The following is a 23144-nucleotide window of genomic DNA, read 5'->3' on the forward strand; positions in this document are numbered from 1 at the left end:
TGCGGCACATTATGGAAAGTCAATATGAACGGCAGCATTCTGGCGCTGAACGCCGGTTCCTCCAGCCTGAAATTCCGTCTTTACGAAGTGCATGGCGAGCAGTTTTCTCTGATCCTGCGCGGCCAGTTCGACGGGCTCAACGCCACTCCGCATCTGACGGTCAAGGAGGCGAGCGGCAAGGAAATCGCCGATCTCGACCTGGAACTGGAAGACAATATGCGCGAAGACATGCTCTCGCGCATCTTCGAGATCATTTCCCCCTATACCGTCAACAACCCGCTGCGCGCCGTCGGTCATCGCGTGCTGCATGGCGGCGAGCGGTTTTCGGCGCCGGTGCTGCTGGACGATGCCGTGCTCGACTATCTGGAAACGCTGGTGCCGATGGGACCGCTGCACCAGCCGGCTAATCTCGCCTCGGTCAAGCTGTTTCGCAAGATCCGGCCCGACCTGCCGCAGGTCGCCTGTTTCGACACCGCCTTTCACGTCAATATCGACGAGCGCGCCGCGCGCTATCCGATCCCCCGCCGCTATGGCGACAAGGGCTATCGCCGCTTCGGCTTTCACGGGCTGTCCTACACCTATATCGCGGAGCGACTTCACCAGATTTCCGACTATCTGGCGCGCAAGCGTAGCGTGGTGGCGCATCTCGGAAACGGCTCCAGCCTCTGCGCCATGCGCAACGGCAAGGCCGTCGACACCACGATGGGGATGACGCCGCTTGGCGGGCTTATGATGGGCACGCGCTCCGGCACGGTGGACCCAGGCCTTGTGCTGGCGCTGATCGAGACCGAGGGGCTTTCCCCCGCCGATCTCAAGCATATGCTCTATTATGATTCCGGTCTTCTTGGCGTCTCCGGCATTTCGCCGGACCTGCGCGACCTGCTTTCAAGCGACGAGCCGCATGCGGCCCAGGCGATCGCGCTCTACGTGTTTTCCGCCACCCGCGAAATCGCGTCGATGGCGGCCAGCATGGAGGGCATGGACGCACTGGTGTTCACCGCCGGCATCGGCGAGAATTCCGCAGTCATGCGCAAGATGATCTGCGACCGGCTTGCCTGGATCGGGGTGACCCTCGACGAGGAGGCCAACCAGGCCAACGCCGCCATCATCTCCGCCCCCGAAAGCCGGATAGAGGTGCGGATCATTCCGACCGACGAGGAAGTGGTTCTGGCCAAGCAGACCGCGAAGGTGATCGGGGAAGGGGAGCACGGCGACGCGGCGGCGTGATTGTCGTTGCGTGCCGACATAGACGGTGACGCGCAGCTTGTTGTCTTCAACAGCCTTCCCACAAGGGTCATGCTCGGACTTGATCCGAGCATCCAGGCGGCTTAAGCCATTGATCAGAAATATTCTTTCGCAGGCGCCCGTCGTATTTTCCTGGATCCTCGGGTCGAGCCCGAGGATGACGCGGAGCGTGGGGACAGGCTTGTCGACACGCCGAGGGCGCTGGCGGACGCCTTCCTCTTTATGACGTCAGAAGCCGCCCGCTGGAGGCTACTTGGCGACAGGGCTTGAGCCCTGTTGCCCGTGCGCTGTCACCCGTCGTTGGCGGAATTCAAGTTCTCCGGCCGAATACTGCCGCACTTGCCGATCTGCTGCTTGAGCCGGACGCCGGGGCCGAAGCCGCCCTCGCCATCCTCGATGAAGACCACGCCTTGTGTCTCGAAGGCCTTTTCCAGTTTGTCGGCGATGGCGAGATCGCGCTCGGCCGCGTCGTCTTCCGCCTGCAACAAAAGGTCGCGGTCAATGCCGGTCATGGCGGCGGCCTGATCGTGCGAGAGGCCGAGGAGTGCGCGGGCGGCGCGGATTTGGTGGGGTGTCGTCATCGAAGCCTTCCGTGAAGTTCAAATCTTCTCTTACCATGTCCAATGTGCCAAATCTTCGGCGGTTCCGCGCAATCCGCAATAATTATCGCGGCGTTCATTTGCGGTTTGCCGGCGGGCCAGCCATCCATTTGATGATGAACATCGCCGGGATGATCCACAGAAGTCCGGTGAGGATGAAATAGATCAGGGCCGCGCCGGCGGAGCGGCCGTCGAGCACGACGGTTGCCAGCATGGTGGCAGTCAGTGCATAGACGATGACGAGGGTGACGATTGCGATCGTCCCGATGAATTTGCGCAATCTGACTGGCACGGCTGCGATACCCTCCTTATGGGTGTTCGAGATTATGCCGTTGAGCGGCAGGTGTGAAGTCCGTAAGCCAGATCGGCGCAAATGGCAAAGCGAGCGGAGCAGGAATGATGGCGTTTGGTAAAAACATCACGTGGAGCGCAGACGAACTGCGGTTCAATGCCGCCATGGTGCGGGGGTGGCTGTATTTCGTGGTGCTGGTGCTGTTCTGTCTGGTGATTGTCGGCGGCGCGACGCGGCTTACCCATTCCGGGCTTTCGATCACGGAGTGGAAACCGCTGCATGGCGTCATTCCGCCGCTCAATCTGGCTCAGTGGCAGGAAGAGTTCGAGCTCTACAAGCGCATCCCGGAATATCAGCTCCTGAACAAGGGCATGTCGCTCGCCGAGTTCCAGGGCCTGTTCTGGTGGGAATGGGCGCACCGACTGCTGGCGCGCACGGTGGGACTGATCTTCGCCGTGCCGCTGTTTTTGTTCTGGATCACCGGCCGTCTGCCCAAGGGGCTGGGGCTGCCGTTGGTCGGCGTTCTGGCGCTTGGCGGGCTTCAGGGTTTCATCGGCTGGTGGATGGTGTCGTCCGGCCTGTCGGAGCGCACAGACGTCAGCCAGTACCGGCTCGCGGTGCACCTGATCATGGCCTGTCTGATCATCGCCTCATGCGTCTATATCGGCCGCGGGCTTACCCCGCGCAAGCATGAGCATGTCGGCGGCGCGCACTGGCTTGCGGTGATCCTGCTGGTCGCGACCTTCGTGCAGCTCTATCTCGGCGCGCTGGTGGCCGGCCTTGATGCCGGTATGGCCTATAATACCTGGCCGCTGATGGATGGCGCGGTGGTGCCGGGCGGTTTGCTGTTGCATGAGCCGGGCTGGATCAATTTCTTCGAAAATCCCAAGACGGTGCAGTTCGCCCACCGCTGTGGCGGATATGTGCTGCTGCTTCTGGCGCTTGCGCATTTCGTCATCGAATGGCGCAGCGCCGTTGCGCGCGGGCTTGATCTGGAACTCTCCCAGCATGCCCGCGGCGCGCTGATCCTGCTTGGAGCCATAGTAATCCAGGCCGTGATCGGCATCATCACGCTGGTGACGATGATGCCGCTGCCGATCGCGCTCACGCATCAGGCGATGGCGATCATCGTGCTGATCATCGTCACCGCCCATCTGCGGGGCTATAGCGCGCCACGCTTCGAACTGGCGTAGGCAGCATTAGCCGAAGCGGTAGGCCGAATAGGGCTTGCCGAGATATTCGCCGCGAAAGATGCGTTCGCCGGCATCGGGACCAGCCGCGCCCGCCGCGGCGAACACCGGCACCAGATGGTCGTGGTCGGGTACGTGGGCGGCGAGCGCATCGGGATTGTCTTTCCACTCCGCCAGCTTCTGCGCCCGCTCTACCGGGTTCTCGATCGCCACGGCCTCCGTCAGCCAGTCGTCGAAACGGGCGGCGGCCTGTTCGTGGTCGCCATCCCGGCGGCGGAACATGCGCATGTTGTGGTAGGACAGGCCCGAGCCGACGATCAAAATATCCTCGTCCCGCAGCCCTTCCAGAGCCTGTCCGATCCGGAAGTGGGTTTCGGCGGAAAGGTCCGGATCGAGCGACATCATGATGATCGGCACATCGGCATGCGGATAGATCATCATGAACGGGATGAATACGCCGTGATCGAAGCCGCGTTCGGAATCCGCCGCTGTCTCGATGCCGGCCTCGCGCAGCACGTCGCGGACGTGCTCGGCGATGAAAGGCGCGCCGGGGGCGAGGTAGTCAAGCTGGTATGTGTGGGGCGGAAAGCCGTAATAGTCGAACAGCATCGGCGGCTTTGCGGCCGTCGAGACCGTGAGCCTGTCGACCTTTTCCCAGTGTGCGGAAACCACCAGAACCGCCTTCGGACGTCGGCCGATCGCGGCGTCGAGCCCCTTCAGGAAAATCTCGAGTTCCTTCCACGGATCGTCATCGGGAAGCCGGCCCTCGGTGTCGTACATGAACGGCCACGGACCGCCACCATGGGGGATGAACAGGACGGGAAAGCGCGTTTCGTCTGACACGGCCGGAAACCTCGTTGGTTGCTTAAATACAATATAGCGAGGCAGAGCACCGGCGGCGATGGCCGATCCGGTCGACGGAGCGTTCACGATATTGGGGGGATTGTTGCGACGACGCTTCAGTTTTTGAGGACGTTGTTTTTGCCGAGGGCCTCGCAGCCATAATCTCCCCCCTTGAGGGGGAGATGTCGCGAAAGCGACAGAGAGGGGTAAAGGGCGCAAGCCCTATAAGCCGCAAGCTCCGAATTTGCCGAGAGGGTTCACCCCTCTCTGCCCCTGTCGGGGCATCTCCCCCTCAAGGGGGGAGATTGTTGCCTGAGAGATTCGGAGACGTGGAAAGGCAGAATGCGGCTGCATCCACTGCCGGATTCGAGTGCCCTGCAACCTCACGCCGAGAGCATCAGATCCATGTTCTGCACTGCAGCACCCGAGGCGCCCTTGCCGAGATTGTCGAGCTGGGCCACCAGATTGACGTGGTCGCTGCTGCCGAAGACATAGAGCTTCATGATGTCTTGGCCGGCAAGTTCCTCGGCGTTGACGCGTGCAAGCGCGCCACTCTTGTCGAGCGGCATCACCTGAACGATGTCCTGGCCGGCATAGTATTCGGCAAGCGTCGCGTGGATGGTCTCGACAGTCTGGCTGCCTTCAAGGTCTTCCAGATAAAGCGGCACCTGCACCAGCATGCCCTGGGCAAAGCGGCCGACGGAGGGTGAGAAGATCGGCGGGCGGGCCAGCAGGCCGTGGGTCGTCATCTCCGGCACGTGCTTGTGCTTGAGGTTGAGCCCGTAGAGGAAATACGGCGCGTCGATATGGTCGTCCCGGCTCGCATCCTCCATCTGGGCGATCATGTTCTTGCCGCCGCCGGTGTAGCCGGAGACCGCGTTGATCGTGACCGGGTAGCTGTCGGGCAGAGTGCCGGCGGCCCTCAGCGGCCGGATCAGGCCGATCGCGCCGGTCGGGTAGCAGCCGGGGTTTGCCACATGGCGGGCGGCGCGGATGCGCTCGGCCTGCGCCTTGTCCATCTCGGCGAAGCCATAGGCCCAGTCGGGATCGGTGCGATAGGCGGTGGAGGTGTCGATGACGCGCACCTTGTTGTTACCAGAAAGCATGGCGACGGCCTCCCGCGAGGCGTCGTCCGGCAGGCACAGGATCGCGATATCGGCGCTGTTCAGCATGTCCTCGCGCATGGCGGCGTTGCGCCGTTCCTCATGCGGGATCGACAGCATTTCGACATCGCGGCGGCTTTCCATGCGGCTGCGGATCTGCAGGCCGGTGGTTCCGTGTTCGCCGTCGATGAAGATTTTCGCTGCCATGGTCTCGTCCTTCGATGGGATTTATGCGGCGTTATATAGAGCGGGCCGGGCAGACCCGCAATCATTCTGTCCCGCAATCGTTCAATCCGGATGACGATATCAGGGCTGCTTGACGTCGCGGAAGATCATCTCCGGCAGGCTGCCGACGGCGGGGTAGAGCGGAATCAGGCAGGCCTGAAGGGCATGATAGATATCGCTCTTGCCGGGAAACAGCGTGGCCTGCGGCACCAGGTCTTCGGACAATTCCTCATGCCAGCCGCCGTTTTCGTGGTCGAGCAGGTGGTTGGCGATGAAGCTCCACTGCTTGCGATAGGCATACATGTGCATGTCCTCGCCGAAATGAGCGGTGAGGAAGTGGGTGGCGCCGATGCCTTCTGCATGCGGCCACCACAGCTTGGCCCGGTTCTTCGGCTGGTTGTTCCAGTCGAGCGTGTAGAACATGCCGCGTTTTTCGAAATCCCAGCCGAACTTGAAGGCGGAGACGAACAGTTCGCGCGCCGCCTTCGGCATCCATTCATGTGAGCGGCCGGTGAGCGTGTAAAGCTGGAGCAGAAGCCGGGTCCATTCCAGCCAGTGGCCGGGCGTGGTGCCGGAGGGGCGGAACATCTCGTTGCCGGAATAATTGTAATCGACCTTCCAGTCCTCGGTGAAATGTTCGGCGACGCGATATTCACACGCGACCGCATGCTTTTTTATGACCAGTTCGGCGATGCGCTTGGCCTTGGTGAGGTATTCGACGTCGCCCGTCACCTCATAGGCTTCCATCAGCGCCTCGGTCATGTGCATGTTGCAGTTCTGGCCGCGATAGCCGGGCACCGGCGTCCAGTCGGTCTCGAACTCCTCGGCGACCGCGCCATGCTGTTCTTCCCAGAAGCGGGTGGTGATCACCTCGGTCACGTCCGCGATCATCGCATCGGCCAGCGGATGACCGGCGAATTTGGCGGAGGAGGCGGCGAGCAGCACGAAGGCGTGGCCGTAGGCCTGTTTTGTCGGCTCGCCGCACGGGCCGTCATTGTCGACCTGCCAGAAATAGCCGCCATTCTTCTTGTCGCGATGATGCTCCCACAGATAGTTCATGCCGTGGTCCATCAGGTCGTCGCAGCCGGGGCGTCCCAGAAGGTGGCCGATCGCCATGCAGTGGACCATGCGCGTGGTGGTGTGGATGCCGCGCACCGGATTATCGCCGCCGGTCGGGCGGCCGTGCTTGTCGAATTCGTAGAAGCCGCCCTTCGGATTGATGGAGCGATACTGAAAATAATCGAAGAGGTTGTTTGCCTGCTGCATCAGCCATTCGCGGTGATAGGGCCTCTTGATCCAGCGTGGCGGTGCAACCAGCGTGTTGATCTTCGGCTTCATGGCAAATCCTCCAATTTGTGCGGCCGGAGCCGGCCATGCTATGCGGATGCGCCGGGAAATGCGGCGTGGGTCGATTGATTAAGGTATATCGCGCTCAGGCCATCATCACAATTCTGATTTGCATCGTCCTTGATCATGCGCAAACAATGAAGCACATAGGTGACAGCTGCGGCGCGCGCTGAAAGGCTCGAATTCAGCCGCTATATATTGACATAAAGATATCTTTATGTGATCTGGCAGCTTCAAATTCTGGAGATAAGTGATGTTTGACGACCTGTTCGGGGAAGAAGCGCCCAAACGCGACGGCAAGGAAATCCGGGCAGCGCTGGAAAAGGCCGCGCGCGAGCGCATTCTGGTTCTCGACGGCGCCATGGGCACGCAGATCCAGGGGCTCGGCTTCGACGAGGATCATTTCCGCGGCGACCGTTTCATCGGCTGCGCCTGCCACCAGAAGGGCAATAACGATCTCCTGATCCTGTCCCAGCCCAAGGCGGTGGAGGATATCCACTTCGCCTATGCCATGGCCGGGGCCGACATTATCGAGACCAACACGTTTTCCGGCACGCGGATCGCCCAGGCCGATTACCAGATGGAGAACATTGTCTATGATCTGAACCGGGACGGCGCGCGGGTGGCCCGCCGTGCCGCGATCCGGGCTGAGAAGGAGGATGGCCGCCGCCGCTTCGTGGCCGGCGCCGTCGGCCCGACCAACCGCACGGCCTCGATATCGCCGGACGTGAACAACCCCGGCTATCGCGCTGTTTCCTTTGACCAATTGCGCGATGCCTATCGCGAGCAGATCAACGGATTGATCGATGGCGGTTCCGACCTGATCCTGATCGAGACGATCTTCGATACGTTGAACGCCAAGGCCGCCGTGTTCGCCGCGCGCCAGGCCTTCCGCGAAAAGGGCATCGCGCTGCCGCTGATGATCTCCGGCACGATCACCGACCTTTCCGGCCGCACGCTTTCCGGCCAGACGCCGACGGCGTTCTGGAATTCACTGTCCCATGCCGACGCTTTCACGATCGGGCTCAACTGCGCGCTTGGCGCGGATGCCATGCTGCCGCACCTGCAGGAACTCTCCGGCGTTGCCGATACCTTCATCTGCGCCTATCCCAATGCCGGCCTTCCCAATGAGTTCGGCCAGTACGACCAGGACCCCGACGAAATGGCCGCGCTGATCCGGCCGTTTGCCCAGCAGGGACTGGTGAACGTCATCGGCGGCTGTTGTGGCTCCACGCCGGAGCATATCGCGAAGATTCGCGACACGGTTTCAGCATTTGCCCCGCGCGAAGTGCCGGAGCATCGCGCCGTGATGTCGCTGTCGGGGCTCGAGCCGTTCACGCTCACCAAGGACATTCCCTTCGTCAATGTCGGCGAGCGCACCAATGTCACCGGCTCGGCCAAGTTCCGCAAGCTGATCACCAATGCCGATTACGCCGCCGCCCTCGATGTCGCGCGCGATCAGGTGGAGGCCGGCGCGCAGATCATCGACATCAATATGGATGAGGGCCTGATCGACTCGCAAAAGGCGATGGTCGAGTATCTCAACCTGATCGCCGCCGAACCGGATATCGCCCGCGTGCCGCTGATGATCGATTCCTCCAAATGGGAGATTATCGAGGCCGGGCTGAAATGCGCGCAGGGCAAGTCGCTGGTGAACTCGATCTCGCTGAAGGAAGGCGAGGAGCAGTTCATCGAGAAGGCCCAGCTGATCCGCGATTATGGCGCGGCGACCGTGGTGATGGCCTTTGACGAGAAGGGCCAGGCGGACACCTATGAGCGCAAGGTCGAGATCTGCACGCGGGCCTACAATATCCTGACGCAGAAGGTTGGCTTTCCGCCGGAAGATATTGTTTTCGATCCGAATATCTTTGCCGTCGCCACCGGCATCGAGGAGCATGACAATTACGGCGTCGACTTTCTGCAGGCGACCAAGACCATCCGTGAAACGCTGCCGGGCGCGCATATTTCCGGCGGCGTGTCGAACCTGTCCTTCTCCTTCCGCGGCAACGAGCCGGTGCGCCAGGCGATGCATGCCGTGTTCCTCTACCACGCCATCCAGGCGGGCATGGATATGGGCATCGTCAATGCCGGCCAGCTGATCGTCTACGAGACCATCGACCCGGAACTGCGCGAGGCCTGCGAGGACGTGGTGCTGAACCGCCGTTCCGACGCGACCGAGCGGTTGCTCGATATCGCGGAGCGCTTCCGCGGCACGGGCAAGGCCGAGGAGCGCAAGCAGGACCTCGCCTGGCGCGAATGGCCGGTCGAGAAGCGGCTCGAGCACGCGCTGGTCAACGGCATCACCGAATATATCGAGGCCGATGTCGAGGAAGCCCGACAGGCCGCCGAGCGCCCGCTGCACGTCATCGAAGGGCCGCTGATGGCAGGCATGAACGTGGTCGGCGACCTGTTCGGCGCCGGCAAGATGTTCCTGCCGCAGGTGGTGAAATCCGCGCGCGTGATGAAGCAGGGCGTGGCCGTGCTGCTGCCCTATATGGAAGAGGAAAAACGCATCAATGGCGGCGAAGAGGGGCAGTCCGCCGGCAAGGTGATCATGGCGACCGTCAAGGGTGACGTGCACGATATCGGCAAGAACATCGTCGGCGTCGTCCTCGCCTGCAACAATTACGAGATCATCGATCTCGGCGTGATGGTGCCGTCGGAGAAGATCCTCGCCGCCGCCAAGGAGCACAAGGCCGATATCATCGGGCTATCCGGCCTGATCACGCCCTCGCTTGACGAGATGGTGCATGTCGCCGCCGAGATGGAGCGGCAGGGTTTTGACATTCCGCTCTTGATCGGCGGGGCGACGACCAGCCGCGTCCACACGGCGGTGAAGATCCACCCTGCCTATGAGAAGGGCCAGGCGATCTATGTGACCGACGCTAGCCGCGCCGTGGGCGTGGTGTCCTCGCTGCTGACGCCGGAGATGCGCGACAACTATATCGGGAATATCCGCGCCGAATATGCCAAGGTCGCGGATGCCCACCGCAAGGCCGAGGCCGCGAAGAACCGGCTGCCGCTGCCGGCCGCCCGCGCCAATGCGGTGAAGATCGACTGGAACGCCTATGAGCCGACGCGGCCGTCCTTCCTGGGCACGAAGACCTTCGAGGACTACGACCTCGAGACGCTGGCGCGCTATATCGACTGGACGCCGTTCTTCCAGACCTGGGAGCTGAAGGGCCGCTATCCCGATATCCTGAAGGACGAGAAGCAGGGCGAAACCGCGCGTCAACTGTTTGACGACGCCCAGGCGATGCTGAAGAAGATCATCGACGAGAAGTGGTTCCGCCCGCGCGCCGTAATCGGCTTCTGGCCGGCGAACGCTGTTGGCGACGACATTCGGCTCTACAAGGATGAAGACCGCACGGAAGAGCTCGCGACCTTCTTCACGCTCCGCCAGCAGCTTTCCAAGCGCGGCGACCGGCCGAATGTGGCGATGTCCGATTTCGTTGCGCCGGAGACAAGCGGCAAGCAGGACTATGTCGGCGGCTTCGTGGTTACGGCTGGTTTTGAGGAAATCGCGATCGCCGAGCGCTTCGAGCGCGCCAATGACGATTATTCCTCGATTATGGTCAAGGCGCTCGCCGACCGCTTTGCCGAGGCCTTCGCGGAATGCATGCATGAGCAGGTGCGCCGCGAATACTGGGGTTATGCCCCGGATGAAGCGCTTTCGAACGCTGAGCTGATTGGCGAAGGCTATGGCGGCATCCGCCCGGCGCCGGGTTATCCGGCCCAGCCGGACCACACCGAGAAGAAGACGCTTTTCAACCTTCTCGATGCAACCAAGGCCACCGGCGTGGAGCTGACGGAAAGCTATGCGATGTGGCCCGGTTCCTCCGTCTCCGGCATCTATATCGGCCATCCCGACAGCTATTATTTCGGCGTCGCCAAGGTCGAGCGCGACCAGGTGGAAGACTACGCGAAGCGCAAGGGCATGAGCATCGAGGAGACCGAACGCTGGCTCTCCCCGATCCTCAACTATATTCCGGCGGATGCGAAACCGGTGGATGACGCCGCCTGAGGGCGGCGTCATCCAGCATCAGAAGGTGAGCCCGCAGGCTCGCCGGATAGCGATCTGAACCGGAGAGGGCGGAAGCGCGGGATCGAACGCGCCGACAGGCAGCAGCGGCGGCTGCGCCATGAAGCGCGGCGTCGTGCCGCGATGCGGCTGGGCGCGGTGTACCAGGAACGGATGGCAGAGATAGACCGTCCCCGCCGGTCCCGTCGCCTCCACTTCCGGGCAATCCGCGGTCGAGGCGTAACCGTCAGCCGAGAGCGCCCGCAGGGACAGACCCGCCTCGCCATGCGGCAGAAGCTGCCGCGCGATCGCGGCGTGCGACCCGACCCGGATGATGGTGGGCGCGTCGTGTTTTCCGACATCGGAAAACAGGAACAGCATCAGGAGAGACCGTCCGGAACTCTTCACATTCGCGCGCCATTCCATGAAGTCCGGGTTGTCGAAGCCGAAGCTGACATCGACATGCCAGCCGTTATCGCCGGCAGGCGTCGGCGAGGGAAAGCGGATCGGGAAGGTGCCGAGGCCGCGGGGCGCGAGCCATCGTCCCTTGCCCGCCAACTGGTCGTAGCAGCGGTGAAGGCGCGGCGTGTTGGCAGCGTCCACAAAGGGCTGCGAGACCATCGATCCGATCCGGATCACCGGTTCGGTCCAGGTCTCCGGCGCATCCGGGGATAGCCCCATCGCCCGCCACAGCGCTGCGCGGCACTCCTCGGCAAGCGCGGCGCTGAAGGCGTCGTCGACCCGCACATAACCGTCTTTGATAAAGGATGAGACCTGAGCGTCGCTCAGGTCGACAGAATGATGTTCTGGCATATCAACATTTCTCCTGCGGGGCGTCGCATGGCGCGGCCCCGTTAAAACCAAATCTGAAAACCCGCGCGGGGCGGCGTTCTCAGTTCAGCGGAAAAAATGTTGCCTTCATCATCATCGCTTCATTCTACACTGGCTGTCCGAGGGGACAAGTCAGGTTTGGGTCTGCTCGGCAGCAGCCGCCTCGTCATCCAGCTTGCTGGCGCGAATGAAGGCCGGACGGGCGGCAATGCGTTCGGCATAGGCCGCAAACGAATCGCGCTTGTCGATCGTGCCGAATTGAAGGCCCCAGCCGACCTGAGCGCCGACATAGACATCTGCGGCGGTGAAACTGTCGCCGGCAACGAAGCGGTTTTCCGACAGCAATTTGTCGAGCGTATCCATGACATGCTCGAAGTTGCCGTAGCCGACCGAGCGTTCCCGTTCCGCGGGCACGACAAAGCCGAAACTGTTGTTGACGATGGCTGCTTCGAACGGGCCCGCGGCGAAGAACAGCCAGCGGTAATAGGAAGCGCGCTCGGAAGGCGGCGGCGCAAGCCCGGCCTCGGGAAAGGCGTCGGTGAGATAGGCGCAGATCGCCGCGCATTCCGTCACCACATTGCCATCATGGACAATCGCCGGCACCTTGCCCATCGGGTTGATGGCCAGATAGGCCGGTTCCTTCATCGTGCCGTTATAGGTCAGGATGCGTGGCTCATAATCGGCCCCGACTTCCTCCAGCATCCAGCGGGCGATCCGCGCGCGCGATAGCGGGTTTGTGTAAAATGTGATCTTGCTCATGAGTGTCTCCCGATGTTCTTTTTATGTTCTCGCTGATTGACGGCGATAATGCAAGTCCACAAGCAAAAACCCGGCGCGAGGGCCGGGTTTTCGGTATTTATCGCTGAAGGCGTGGGCCTCAGGCCGCCATGGCCTTCTGGAGGTTTTCGTCGATCTTGTCGAGGAAGGCGGTGGTCGAGAGCCAGGGCTGGTCGGGGCCGATCAGGAGCGCCAGGTCCTTGGTCATGTGGCCGCTTTCGACGGTGTCGACGCAGACCTTTTCCAGCGTTTCGGCGAAGTGGATCAGGTCCTGATTGTCGTCGAGTTTGCCGCGATGGGCGAGACCGCGCGTCCACGCGAAGATCGAGGCGATCGAGTTGGTCGAGGTTTCCTGGCCCTTCTGGTGCTGGCGGTAGTGACGGGTCACCGTGCCGTGGGCGGCTTCGGCTTCGACCGTCTTGCCATCCGGCGTCATCAGAACAGAGGTCATCAAGCCGAGCGAGCCGAAGCCCTGGGCGACGATGTCTGACTGGACGTCGCCGTCATAGTTCTTGCAGGCCCAGACGTAACCGCCGGACCATTTCAGGGCGGCCGCGACCATGTCGTCGATCAGGCGATGCTCGTACCAGATCTTCTTCTTTTCGTACTCGGCCTTGAATTCGTTCTCATAGACTTCCTGGAACAGGTCCTTGAAGCGGCCGTCATAGGCCTTGAGAATGGTGTTCTTGGTCGAGAGGTAGCAGGGAACACCGCGCATCAGGGCATAGTTCAGCGAGGCGCGGGCGAAGTCGCGGATCGAATCGTCGAGGTTGTACATCGCCATGGCAACGCCGGAGGAGGGGGCGTCGAACACTTCATGCTCGATTTCCTTGCCGTCCTCGCCAACGAATTTGATCGAAAGCTTGCCCTTGCCCGGGAACTTGAAGTCGGTTGCGCGGTACTGGTCGCCGAAGGCGTGACGGCCGACGATGATGGGCTGGGTCCAGCCGGGCACGAGGCGCGGCACGTTCTGCATGATGATCGGCTCGCGGAAGATCACGCCGCCGAGAATGTTGCGGATCGTGCCGTTGGGCGAACGCCACATCTTCTTCAGGCCGAATTCCTCGACGCGGGCTTCATCGGGCGTGATGGTCGCGCATTTGATGCCGACGCCGTGCTTCTTGATGGCGTTGGCGGCATCGACGGTGACCTGATCGTCGGTGGCGTCGCGGTTCTGGACCGAAAGGTCGTAATATTCGATCGGCAGGTCGAGATAGGGCAGGATCAGCTTGTCCTTGATGAACTGCCAGATGATGCGCGTCATTTCATCGCCGTCGAGATCGACAACCGGGTTAGCCACCTTGATCTTCGTCATGCTTCTTCCTCGTCTGCTGGGCCTGAAAGCCCGTGTTTTAACGTTTCCCGAGGGCTATAGCATCGCGGTCGCGGGGAAAAAAGGCATGGCGCGTCGAAACTTTGCGAAAAGTGCGTTCGCAGGCTATCCGCCTCTGGATTGATGACATAACAAGTGTTATGAATGTAACTATTGTTGTGAGAGTTGTTCCGCGCGATGAAGCGCCCAGCATTCCTGCGGCAAGGGAAGGTGACATGTCCGATCTGAACGAAGCTGAGCAGGCACTGCTGGCTCTGATCCGGGAGAACCCGTTTGCCGGTCAGCAGCAGATGGCCGACCAGCTCGGTCTGTCGCGTTCCGCCGTGGCAGCCCATGTCGTGCGGCTTACCGAGAAGGGCCATATCCTCGGGCGGGGCTATCTGCTGCCGCAAGAGGGGCGGGTGGCGGTTGTCGGCGGGGCGGTGATCGACCGCAAATACCTTGCCCGCGCGCCGCTGATCGCCGGCACTTCCAACCCGGTTGAGGGCATGCGCAGCTTTGGCGGCGTGGCGCGCAATGTCGCCGAAAACCTGGCAGCGCTCGGTGCCGGCGTCAGCTTCGTCTCCGCTGTCGGCGCGGATGAAAGCGGGCGCGATCTCGCCCGGCATCTCGGCGCCCGCGGCATCGATGTCGCCAATCTCTTTCAGTTGCCGGATGAGCGGACGGCGGAATATGCCGCCATTCTGGAGCCCGGCGGCGACCTTGCCTATGGCATTGCCGACATGGCGATCTTCGACCGCATGACGCCGGAGCTTATCGCCAACGCCGCGCCATCGCTTGCTGCGGCAAGGTTGGTGTTTGCCGATTGCAACCTGCCGGCGGCAACCCTTGCCGCGTTGATCGAGCAGAGGCGTGCCGGACGGTTCGAGCTGGCGATCGACGCGGTGTCGACGCCGAAAGTGATGAAGCTGCCTAGGGATCTTTCCGGCGTCGACCTGTTGTTTTTGAATCTGGACGAGGCTTCCGCCTATCTCGGATCAACTTATACCAGAGATATCAATGGTATGGAGAATGCTGCGAAAGCGCTGATCGAAGCCGGTGCGTCCGCGGTTATCCTCACATCCGGCACGCTCGGCGCCGTGGTTGCCAATGGCGGCGGGGCGATCCTTGTGCCGGTGGTTGAAGCCCGCCCCGTCGATATGACCGGGGCCGGCGATGCGATGATTGCCGGAACCCTGCATCATTACCTGCACAGCGGCGCGCTGCACGAGGCCGCGCGGCGCGGTGCGCTGATCGCGGCGCTGACGACCGAGAGCGCCGCGAGCGTTCATCCGCAAATGTCCCCACACTTTGTCGAGGCCAATCTTCACCGCCTCGCACCATTCGAAGGAGAAGCACGTGTCTGACATCGAAATCGTCCTCGGCACGGAGGTCAGGGAAGCGCTGGCGCAGAATAAGCCGGTGGTGGCGCTGGAATCCACCATCATCACGCACGGGATGCCCTATCCGGCAAACCTCGAAACCGCGCTCGGCGTTGAAGCCGTGGTGCGCGAAAACGGCGCGGTGCCGGCCACCATCGCCGTGATTGACGGCAAGCTTCATGCCGGCCTCGACCGCGACGTCATCGAGCGGCTCGCGAAGGTCGAGGACGGCGTTGTCAAGGCGTCCGGCCGTGATCTCTCGGTGGCGATCGTCAAGCGCCAGACGGCGGGCACCACGGTCTCCGCGACGATGAAGATCGCCGAGCTGGCCGGCATCCCGATCTTCGCCACTGGCGGCGTCGGCGGCGTGCATCGCGGCGCGGAGCAGACCTTCGATATCTCGGCCGATCTCACCGAACTCGGCCGCACGCCGGTGACGGTGATCTGCGCCGGGGTCAAATCGATCCTCGATATTGCGAAGACGCTGGAATATCTCGAAACCCAGCGCGTGCCGGTTATCGCCTATCGCAGCGATGATTTTCCCGCCTTCTTCACCCGCTCCAGCGGCTTCAAGGCCGACCATCGGCTGGACAGCGCCGAGGAAATCGCCGCCGCCATGATCGCTCATGACGGGCTTTCGACCGGAACCGGCATGCTAATCGCCAATCCGGTGCCCGAGGCCGATGCGCTGACGCCGGAATTCATCGACGGCACGATCGACGATGCGGTGCGCGAGGCCGATGAGCGGGGCATTGCCCGCAAGGAGCTAACGCCCTTCCTGCTGGCGCGGATCAACGAGCTGTCGGAAGGCCGCAGCCTAAAGGCCAACATCGCGCTGGTGAAGAACAATGCCGCGCTCGCCGCACGGATCGCGGTCGCAAGGGTTGCAGCGCTCGCCTGAAGGCGGATTGCGTTTCGCGCGGGTCTCGTTACTCTCCGGTGCAAAATCGCAGAACCCGAGGAGACCGCGATGACCGAGACCTTTCCCGCGCTGCTGATCCGCGACAAGGACCACCCCGCCGCCGTGCTGACGGAGCTGAAACGCGAAGACCTGCCCGCTCTGCCGGTGCTGGTGCGGGTCGATTATTCCAGCCTGAACTACAAGGACGGGCTTTCGATTACGGGCAAGGGGCGGATCGCCCGGCGGTTTCCGATGGTCCCGGGCATCGATATCGCCGGCACGGTGGTCGAATCGGAAAGCGATGCGTTTCAGCCCGGCGACCAGGTGATTGCCACCGGCTCCGGCCTTTCGGAGACGGAGTGGGGCGCCTTCTCGGCCTATCAGCGGCTGAAGCCGGAATGGCTGATGAAGCAGCCGGACGGCTTCGACCAGCGTCAGGCAATGGCGATCGGCACGGCAGGCGTCACGGCGGCGCTCTGCGTCAACCAGCTTCTCGCCTGGGGCAATCTGTCGACAGATGGCGGCAGCGTGCTTGTTACGGGCGCGGCCGGCGGCGTCGGTTCCTATGCGGTGGCGCTGCTTTCAGCGCTCGGCTTTCACGTGACCGCTTCCACCGGCCGGCCGGAGACCCATGACTATCTGCGCCGGCTCGGCGCGAAGGACTTCATCGACCGCAAGACGCTGTCGGAAGCCGGCAGGCCGTTGCAGGAAGAGCGCTGGATGGGCGCCGTCGACAGCGTGGGCTCGACCACGCTCGCCAATGTTCTGGCGCAGACGGTGCGCGACGGCGCGGTTGCCGCCTGCGGCCTTGCCGGCGGCCCCGATCTTCCCGCAACGGTGATGCCGCATATCCTGCGCGCGGTCACGCTGATCGGCGTCGATTCCGTGTTCGCCGCGCCCAAGCGCCGCGAGGCCGCATGGCGGTTGCTGCAGAACAATCTGACGCCTGAGCACATCGACCTCGTCACCGCCGGCGAGATCGATCTTAAGGGCCTGCCGCAGGCCGCGGAGGACATTCTGGCCGGCAAGGTGCGCGGACGGCTGATCGTGAAGGTGGCGTAGCGCCGCCTATCGCCGCCGCGCCTCCATCCACCGCGTTCCCTGGAGCGCAAGCAGGATCACTGCCACGCCGATGAAAATGCGCGGTGGGGGCACCTCGGCGAAGAAGAAGAAACCGGCGGCGGCGGAGAAGAACACCGAGAGATAGCCGAACGGGGCGAGCACGCTTGCGTCGCTCTTCTGATAGGCCTTCAGCCAGCAATATTGTCCGGCCTGTGCCAATAGTCCGATCAGCGCCAGCACCGGCCAGTGGGCGAGTGGCACGGGTTGCCACAGCATGAGGGCGGGGATGCCGGTCAGCAGCGCGAGGCCGACGGTGTAGAACACCATCATCACGATCGTGCTTTCGTCCTTCAGCCGCCGGGTCTGGATCGTCGCCATCGCGCCGAAGACGATGCTGGCAAGCACCACCAGCAGGCCGGGATGAAACGCCATTTCGCCGGGCGCGACGATGATCAGCGCGCCGCCGAAGGCGAGGCCCGCGCCGAGCCAGCGGAGCCGGCTGACCGTTTCGCCGAGCAGAAGCGCCGCAAGTCCCATGGTCACCAGCGGCCGGGTGAAGCCGAGCGCGTTCACGAGCACGAGCGGCAGCATGGCGAAGGCGAGGAAGTTCGAGGTCAGCGCGATCGCGTTGCAGGTGACGCGAAAGGCATTGCGCAGCGGATAGCGGATGTTCATCAGCGCCGCGCGATTGCGAAAAATCATCGGCAGGATGAACACGAGGCCGATCAGGGCGCGGATGAAGACGAGCTGGATCGCCGGATAGGCGACGCTGTTGGCCTTCACCAATACGCTCATGAAGGTCACTAGCGTCATGTCGGCCAAGAGCCATGCGACGCCCTGGCCCGCCGCGTTCTTGTCCTCGGTCGGCGGTGCCGGGGCGCTCACGGGATCATGCCGGCTGAACGAGATTCGCCATCAGCCGGAAAGCGCCGGGGGTGAGGCGGTCCATCTGGTGGTGGAGCACGAGGCTCGTATGGGTGTGCCGACCCTTGCCGATGACGGCCGAGACGAGCGCGCCGGTGAGCGGCTTCTCGTCGGCATCATGCATGGCGAGCAGCGGCTCGTAGGCGTCGTCCCATTCGGAAGCGAAATAGAGCCCGCGCTCCTTGTGCCAGCCGGCCCAGTCTTCCGGTCCGATGACGTTCGGGCCGGCGAGCAGCGTGTGGTCGGGCGACAGCACCTCGACCTCGCCATCCGGATTGGTGACGCGCCAGCGCAGCGATGGCGATCCGATCTTCAGATAGTGCGGCGGTGTCGTCTCCGGGTTCCAGCCGTCGGAGGGACGGTGGTAGAGGGTGACAAGGTGGCCGCCGTCTTCCACGAAGCGGTGAAGCTTCTTCGTGGCCGCCGCAAGGTCCGGTCGCGTGCCGAAGGCGAAGATGCCGATCACGATCGTGGTGAAGGCCAAGAGATCGCCCGACAGCGCGTTGGCGTCGAGTTCGGTGACGTCGAGCCCCATGCGCTGCAGCCAGACGCCGACATTGTCCGCGCCGCCGCCGATATAGCCGACCTTCGCGCCTTTCGGGAGCTCGAGATCGAGGGTCAGAACGTTCAGCAACTCCGGCCGGACGAAGCGGTTGCGGCCGATATGGGGATAGCTGAAGCTGGTGATATTGGCCGCCGGCTTGCCGTCGATCTCGGGCGTCATGACGGTGAGGCCGGAGGAGGGGCTGGAAGGTATTTTAACCTTGAAGCTTTCACCTTCGCCGGTGACCTCGAAACCGTTAACGCTCTTGAAGTGAAGTGGCAGGTCGGTGTCAGCGGTAAATGAAAGTTCCGACGGAAGCTTTTGAAGTGGAACGATAAATGCCGATGGCTTTAACGTGAGGGAATGGGCCGGCGCAAGCGGAAGGGCGGCTTCTAGGTCGAAGCTGCACGTCACTTCGCGTCCGGCGATGCCGGCCGAAAGCGTCACGGAAACCGGTCCATTGCCGCCAAGCGAGGACCAGAGCGGCGGGTATTGGTTGGAGAGCGGTGCGTCGGAATCGGCGGCTAGCGTGAAGCGGTGGATGCCATCGGCCACGGTGGCGTCGGCGACGCGGACGCCCTCCGGCAGGCTCGGCGTCACGGTGGCGTCCGCGCCCTCGGCGAGCACGACCGTCAGCGTCGCGGTTCCGCCCGGCGTCAGGTAGTCGACCTCGCCATAGGCCCGCTCGAAGACCTGCGCGCTCTCGAACAGGGCTGCGTCGATCTCGGCGCGCTTGCGGGCGAGACGGTGGCCATGGAGGGTGCGGAAAGTCTCATCGGCGGCAGCTTCCGCCGCCTCGATCCGAGCCGCCGCCTCGGCAAGGCACTGCTGCACGGCATCGGCATTCGGGAAGGCGGCCAGCGCCGCGGCTATCACCTCATCGACAGCGGCGAGTGCCGCGCCGAGCGCGCCTTCGGGGGCAAGATCCTCAAGCGTCGACGGCAGGCCGTCGAGGATCGTGGCCTCCGGCATGCCGGCCTTGTCGCCGCGCAGCAGATGAAGCTGCCAGACATGGTCCGGGCGTTCCGGCCACCAGCCCATGCCCTGCGAGGCGTGGTAATAGCGCGACCATTCGCCGATGCGGTCGTAATCGGCGCCGGTGACCGGGTCCTTGTCATGGACCTCAATGGTCAGCGTTGCGGGGGGCGGGGGCAGGTCGTCATCATAGGTCCCACCGCCGCCGGACCATGCCGGCAGGTAGTATTTTGCCATTTTCCATGGCGTCAGGCCCTCGGTGAAATGCTCGGGGAAGGCGGTGTTATCGGCCGCAAGCCGGATCGCGGTCTCGGCGGCGCGGGTCATGGCACGGTGGTGGCCGTGCTGGCCCGGCACGTCGAGAAAGGTCGGGATCACGATATCGGGCCGCTCCGCGCGGTAGGCGCGCACCAGCCGCTCGACGATCCGGTCCTCGCCCCAGCGGGCGAATGTGGCATCGCCATCCTTGGAGAAACCGAAGTCGTGAACCGGGTCATCCGGGCCGTGGCCAAGCCAGTGGATATCGGCATCGAGCGCGCGGGCGGCCTCTTCCAGCTCGCGGGTTCTGAGCACGCCGAGCGCGCCGAGCCGTTCGGGACCCAGCACGTTCTGCCCGCCTTCGCCGCGCGTGGAACAGGCGATGATTACCCGTATGCCCAGGCCGAGGCTCAACCATGCGAGCATGCCGGACTGTTCGTCATCGGGGTGGGCGCCGGTGTTCATCATCGTCAACGGCGAGGTCAGCCGCGTCAGCGCCCGGTAGAGCCGCACATGGGCGGAAGACGACATTTCCTGTTCGATGCGCTGGCGCGGCGTAAGCATGCTGTTCCCCGTGATTGTTTCAGGCCACCTGTTGATCAGATGGCGATGTTTCCAGTTTCGGTGTCAGGATTTCGAAAAGCGGCAGGGCGGCAGCACCCAGCGCGGCCGTGTACTGACCTGTCTGGCCGCGCATCACCCGCGGCTCTTTGCGCCCGGCGCGGGCGGCGACGGAAGGCGGAAGCGGCGGCAGCCGGGCGATCACCGCATCCATGACGCTGTCGGAAAACGCGCCGCTGAAGATGATCGTTTCCGGGTCGAAGATGTTTTCGAGCAATCCGATGACGGTGGAGAGGTGTGCGGCCGCCTCGTTGATCCACTCTTCAACCACTTTGTCACCGGATTCAAAAAGTTCTTCTATTTCAGATATCTGCGGACGTTCCTTGCCGTAGTAGTCGAATTTTTCATGAAGCGCGTGAAGCGAGGCGTAGCGCTCCAGGCAGCCGCGCTGGCCGCAGGGGCAAAGCCTTCCGGACGGCACCACCGGCACATGGCCGATCTCGCCGGCATTGCCGAAAGCGCCGCGATAGGGCGCGCCGTCCTGGATCATGCCAAGGCCGATGCCGGTGCCGAAATAGAGCATGCAGAAATGCGAGATCGCATGGCCCGCGCCGAACAGCCGTTCAGCAACGGCGGCGGCGGCCGCATCGTTTTCCAGCGCGACCTCCATGCCGCAGGCCTCGCTCAGCGCGGCCTTTACGTCGATGCCGCTCCAGCCGGGCAGAGTGGTGGGGCCGACGAAGCTCATGCCTTCGATGCCGAATGGTCCGGGCATCACCACGCCGACGCCGAGCAGAGGCGAATCGAAGGCGCTGCGCGCGCGCTCGACCTCATGGGCAAAGACCGGCAGGCAGCGTTCCGGCGTGGTGTCGGAAAGCGCAACGATCCGCTTGTAGCGGAGCACGCCGGTCAGATCGAGCACGGTCACCACCATCTGGTCGGTGGCGATCTCGACGCCGATCGTGGCGGCCCCTTCCGGATTGACGGCGAACTGGATCGGCGGCTGGCCGCGGCCGGAACGGCGCCTGCCGGTGCTGATCAGCAGGCCGGAGCCGACAAGGTCGTCGACGATGTTGGCGACGGCCTGGGCGGTTAGCTGGGTCTGGCGCGCGATCTCCATGCGGCCGAGCATCCCATGCTGGCGCACGAGATCGAGCACGACCCGGCGATTGTGCTCCCTGTTGCGTTCCGGATTGTTGCCGATGGCGAACTGCCCGCGCGACTTCTCGTTCATTTCATTCCGCTTTCTGATGTCGTCAGTCTGATCCGCGCCGTTTCTAACGTCAATATATTAATTCAATTAGATTATGTTATTGACAAAACCGCGATGTCACGCGACCGTAATGACGAGGCGTCGGGATTGCGACGTCCCCGGCGCGCCGTAACAGCGGGCGCCGGCAGGGATAAACAACGGCCGCCACCGAGAGGGATGACGGCTTTTCGGGAACAAAAGCCCAGAGGGCCGTGGCGGCCGTCATGGGAAGTGGAGAGAATTATGCGCAAGGCAGTTTTGCTCGCCGGACTGATGTCCGGCATCAGCCTCTATTCCGTCGCCCCGGCGAACGCGGTCGAGATCGAGTACTGGCAGTATATCTACGAGACCCGCGTCAATGCGATGGATCAGCTTATCGAGAAGTTCGAGGAAGCCAATCCGGATATCACCGTCAAGCAGGTAACCTTTCCCTACGCCGATTACCAGACCCGCATCGTCGCCGCCAACATGGCCGGCAAGGGTCCGGACGTGATGCAGCTTTTCTATGGCTGGCTCGACAAGTTCGTGGCCGGCAACCTGTTGCAGCCTTTGCCGCAGGAAGCATTCCCGCATGACCAGATCGAGAGCGAGTTCTTCCCGATCGTGACGGCGATGAAGCGCGACGGCGAATATTACGGCCTGCCGACGGCGGTGCGTTCGCTGGCGCTGTTCTACAACAAGAAGCTTTTCGAGGAGAACGGTCTCGACCCGGAAAACCCGCCGCAGACGCTGGATGAGCTCGTCGCCGCCGGCAAGGCCATCGCCAAGTTCGACGACGCCGGCAATATGGTGACCGAGGGCATGACGCTCGACATGGCCGGCCAGGACCACCAGTGGTGGCGCGAGGTGCTGGTGCGCCAGTTCGGCGGCGAACCTTATGCCGACGATTATCGCAAGGTGACCTATGACAGCCCCGAAGGCACAGAGGCGCTGGAATTCTATACCAATCTGCAGCTCGTGGATAAGATCGGCCAGTCCGGCTTCATGGACGAAGGCCAGGCCGCTTTCCGCGCCGGCAAGGCGGGCATGACCATTGACGGCACCTTCCGTCTCGGCTCCTTCAGCCAGATCGAGGATTTCGACTGGGCCGTGACCGAACTTCCGGCCAATGCCGATGGCATGCGCTCCAACTATTCGAGCTATTTCGCAAACGGCATCGGCGCCAAGGTTGAGGGCGAGGAGCTCGAGGCGGCGGAAAAATTCCTCACCTATCTGACCTCGCCCGAAGCCATGAGCATCTGGCTCGACGTGGTTGGCGAACTGCCGGCGCGCCGCGCGGTGGCGCTGACCGACGAGAACACGTCGAACCCGATCTACGGTCCGTTCCTCAAGGGGCTCGACTATGCCCACACCACGCTGTTCGTGGATGAGGCCGCCCAGCGGCAGGTTGCCATCGACATGGCCAACCGGGTGCTCCTGAACGGCCAGTCGCCCGCCGACAGCATCAAGGAAGCGGCCGAGGAAGAGCAGGCCATCATCGACGACGCGATGTAAGCCGGA

18 protein-coding genes are annotated in these 23144 nt (G+C 63.0%); 7 read left to right on the top strand and 11 right to left on the bottom strand.

From position 1 onward, the window contains the following. The first annotated feature begins 24 nt into the window (after positions 1 to 24). A complete protein-coding gene (locus V6765_RS10235; RefSeq protein WP_448428354.1) occupies positions 25 to 1227 on the top strand; it encodes an acetate/propionate family kinase in 1203 nt (400 codons plus the stop codon). A gap of 308 nt (positions 1228 to 1535) precedes the next feature. On the opposite strand, the gene V6765_RS10240 is transcribed toward V6765_RS10235, so the two are convergent. Continuing rightward, the gene (locus V6765_RS10240; protein ID WP_448428356.1) at positions 1536 to 1826 is read right to left on the bottom strand and encodes a helix-turn-helix domain-containing protein; all 291 of its coding nucleotides are present in this window, start codon (positions 1824 to 1826) and stop codon (positions 1536 to 1538) included. A 94-nt stretch (positions 1827 to 1920) separates the two neighbouring features. Continuing rightward, positions 1921 to 2136, bottom strand: a complete 216-nt coding sequence (locus V6765_RS10245) for a DUF2842 domain-containing protein (protein ID WP_448428358.1) — start codon at positions 2134 to 2136, stop codon at positions 1921 to 1923. Between the two features lie 104 nt (positions 2137 to 2240). On the opposite strand from V6765_RS10245, the gene V6765_RS10250 reads away from it, so the two are divergent. Next, the gene (locus V6765_RS10250; protein ID WP_448428360.1) at positions 2241 to 3329 is read left to right on the top strand and encodes a COX15/CtaA family protein; all 1089 of its coding nucleotides are present in this window, start codon (positions 2241 to 2243) and stop codon (positions 3327 to 3329) included. A gap of 6 nt (positions 3330 to 3335) precedes the next feature. On the opposite strand, the gene V6765_RS10255 is transcribed toward V6765_RS10250, so the two are convergent. The 3 genes from V6765_RS10255 to V6765_RS10265 all read right to left on the bottom strand — a co-directional run bounded on the left by V6765_RS10255 (position 3336) and on the right by V6765_RS10265 (position 6835). Further along, entirely contained in the window at positions 3336 to 4169 is an 834-nt protein-coding gene (locus tag V6765_RS10255) for a DODA-type extradiol aromatic ring-opening family dioxygenase (RefSeq protein WP_448428362.1), read from the bottom strand. A gap of 383 nt (positions 4170 to 4552) precedes the next feature. Continuing rightward, positions 4553 to 5479, bottom strand: a complete 927-nt coding sequence (gene argC / locus V6765_RS10260; protein WP_448428364.1) for an N-acetyl-gamma-glutamyl-phosphate reductase — start codon at positions 5477 to 5479, stop codon at positions 4553 to 4555. A gap of 99 nt (positions 5480 to 5578) precedes the next feature. Further along, positions 5579 to 6835 (bottom strand): AGE family epimerase/isomerase, encoded by a 1257-nt coding sequence (locus V6765_RS10265; protein ID WP_448428366.1) that lies wholly within the window; start codon positions 6833 to 6835, stop codon positions 5579 to 5581. A gap of 262 nt (positions 6836 to 7097) precedes the next feature. On the opposite strand from V6765_RS10265, the gene metH reads away from it, so the two are divergent. Beyond that, positions 7098 to 10868, top strand: coding sequence for a methionine synthase (gene metH / locus V6765_RS10270; RefSeq protein WP_448428368.1), 3771 nt, complete (start codon positions 7098 to 7100; stop codon positions 10866 to 10868). Positions 10869 to 10886: 18 nt separating this feature from the next. Here the strand turns inward: metH and V6765_RS10275 are convergent, their stop codons facing one another. The 3 genes from V6765_RS10275 to V6765_RS10285 form a co-directional block, all read right to left on the bottom strand. After that, complete coding sequence (locus V6765_RS10275; RefSeq protein ID WP_448428370.1) at positions 10887 to 11678, bottom strand: phytanoyl-CoA dioxygenase family protein; 792 nt, start codon at positions 11676 to 11678, stop codon at positions 10887 to 10889. 150 nt (positions 11679 to 11828) lie between these two features. Further along, the gene (locus V6765_RS10280) at positions 11829 to 12455 is read right to left on the bottom strand and encodes a glutathione S-transferase family protein (RefSeq protein ID WP_448428372.1); all 627 of its coding nucleotides are present in this window, start codon (positions 12453 to 12455) and stop codon (positions 11829 to 11831) included. 118 nt (positions 12456 to 12573) lie between these two features. Beyond that, positions 12574 to 13788, bottom strand: a complete 1215-nt coding sequence (locus V6765_RS10285) for an NADP-dependent isocitrate dehydrogenase (RefSeq protein ID WP_448428374.1) — start codon at positions 13786 to 13788, stop codon at positions 12574 to 12576. 233 nt (positions 13789 to 14021) lie between these two features. Here V6765_RS10285 and V6765_RS10290 point away from each other — a divergent pair, with 233 nt between their 5' ends. The 3 genes from V6765_RS10290 to V6765_RS10300 all read left to right on the top strand — a co-directional run bounded on the left by V6765_RS10290 (position 14022) and on the right by V6765_RS10300 (position 17130). Then, entirely contained in the window at positions 14022 to 15152 is a 1131-nt protein-coding gene (locus tag V6765_RS10290; RefSeq protein ID WP_448428376.1) for a carbohydrate kinase, read from the top strand. Next, positions 15145 to 16068, top strand: a complete 924-nt coding sequence (locus tag V6765_RS10295; protein WP_448428378.1) for a pseudouridine-5'-phosphate glycosidase — start codon at positions 15145 to 15147, stop codon at positions 16066 to 16068. The genes V6765_RS10290 and V6765_RS10295 overlap by 8 nt, the downstream gene beginning before the upstream one ends. A gap of 69 nt (positions 16069 to 16137) precedes the next feature. Beyond that, on the top strand, positions 16138 to 17130 hold the full coding sequence (locus tag V6765_RS10300) for an MDR family oxidoreductase (protein WP_448428380.1): 993 nt from the start codon (positions 16138 to 16140) through the stop codon (positions 17128 to 17130). Positions 17131 to 17136: 6 nt separating this feature from the next. Here V6765_RS10300 and V6765_RS10305 read toward each other — a convergent pair whose 3' ends face one another. The 3 genes from V6765_RS10305 to V6765_RS10315 are packed head-to-tail and all read right to left on the bottom strand — an operon-like array spanning position 17137 to position 21626. Beyond that, entirely contained in the window at positions 17137 to 18015 is an 879-nt protein-coding gene (locus V6765_RS10305) for a DMT family transporter (RefSeq protein WP_448428382.1), read from the bottom strand. 4 nt (positions 18016 to 18019) lie between these two features. Next, positions 18020 to 20395, bottom strand: a complete 2376-nt coding sequence (locus V6765_RS10310) for a PIG-L family deacetylase (protein ID WP_448428384.1) — start codon at positions 20393 to 20395, stop codon at positions 18020 to 18022. Between the two features lie 19 nt (positions 20396 to 20414). After that, positions 20415 to 21626, bottom strand: coding sequence for an ROK family protein (locus V6765_RS10315; RefSeq protein ID WP_448428386.1), 1212 nt, complete (start codon positions 21624 to 21626; stop codon positions 20415 to 20417). A 261-nt stretch (positions 21627 to 21887) separates the two neighbouring features. On the opposite strand from V6765_RS10315, the gene V6765_RS10320 reads away from it, so the two are divergent. Beyond that, positions 21888 to 23138: an extracellular solute-binding protein gene (locus V6765_RS10320; RefSeq protein ID WP_448428387.1), complete on the top strand. Its 1251-nt coding sequence runs from the start codon at positions 21888 to 21890 to the stop codon at positions 23136 to 23138. Positions 23139 to 23144: the final 6 nt, after the last annotated feature.

This window comes from Martelella sp. FOR1707, assembly GCF_053484265.1.

Coding starts and splice junctions, on each gene's coding strand:
- V6765_RS10235 (WP_448428354.1), top strand. CDS start 25: ATGAACGGCAGCATTCTGGCGCTGAACGCCGGTTCCTCCAGCCTGAAA.
- V6765_RS10240 (WP_448428356.1), bottom strand. CDS start 1,826: ATGACGACACCCCACCAAATCCGCGCCGCCCGCGCACTCCTCGGCCTC.
- V6765_RS10250 (WP_448428360.1), top strand. CDS start 2,241: ATGATGGCGTTTGGTAAAAACATCACGTGGAGCGCAGACGAACTGCGG.
- argC (WP_448428364.1), bottom strand. CDS start 5,479: ATGGCAGCGAAAATCTTCATCGACGGCGAACACGGAACCACCGGCCTG.
- V6765_RS10265 (WP_448428366.1), bottom strand. CDS start 6,835: ATGAAGCCGAAGATCAACACGCTGGTTGCACCGCCACGCTGGATCAAG.
- metH (WP_448428368.1), top strand. CDS start 7,098: ATGTTTGACGACCTGTTCGGGGAAGAAGCGCCCAAACGCGACGGCAAG.
- V6765_RS10275 (WP_448428370.1), bottom strand. CDS start 11,678: ATGCCAGAACATCATTCTGTCGACCTGAGCGACGCTCAGGTCTCATCC.
- V6765_RS10280 (WP_448428372.1), bottom strand. CDS start 12,455: ATGAGCAAGATCACATTTTACACAAACCCGCTATCGCGCGCGCGGATC.
- V6765_RS10285 (WP_448428374.1), bottom strand. CDS start 13,788: ATGACGAAGATCAAGGTGGCTAACCCGGTTGTCGATCTCGACGGCGAT.
- V6765_RS10290 (WP_448428376.1), top strand. CDS start 14,022: ATGTCCGATCTGAACGAAGCTGAGCAGGCACTGCTGGCTCTGATCCGG.
- V6765_RS10300 (WP_448428380.1), top strand. CDS start 16,138: ATGACCGAGACCTTTCCCGCGCTGCTGATCCGCGACAAGGACCACCCC.
- V6765_RS10310 (WP_448428384.1), bottom strand. CDS start 20,395: ATGCTTACGCCGCGCCAGCGCATCGAACAGGAAATGTCGTCTTCCGCC.
- V6765_RS10315 (WP_448428386.1), bottom strand. CDS start 21,626: ATGAACGAGAAGTCGCGCGGGCAGTTCGCCATCGGCAACAATCCGGAA.
- V6765_RS10320 (WP_448428387.1), top strand. CDS start 21,888: ATGCGCAAGGCAGTTTTGCTCGCCGGACTGATGTCCGGCATCAGCCTC.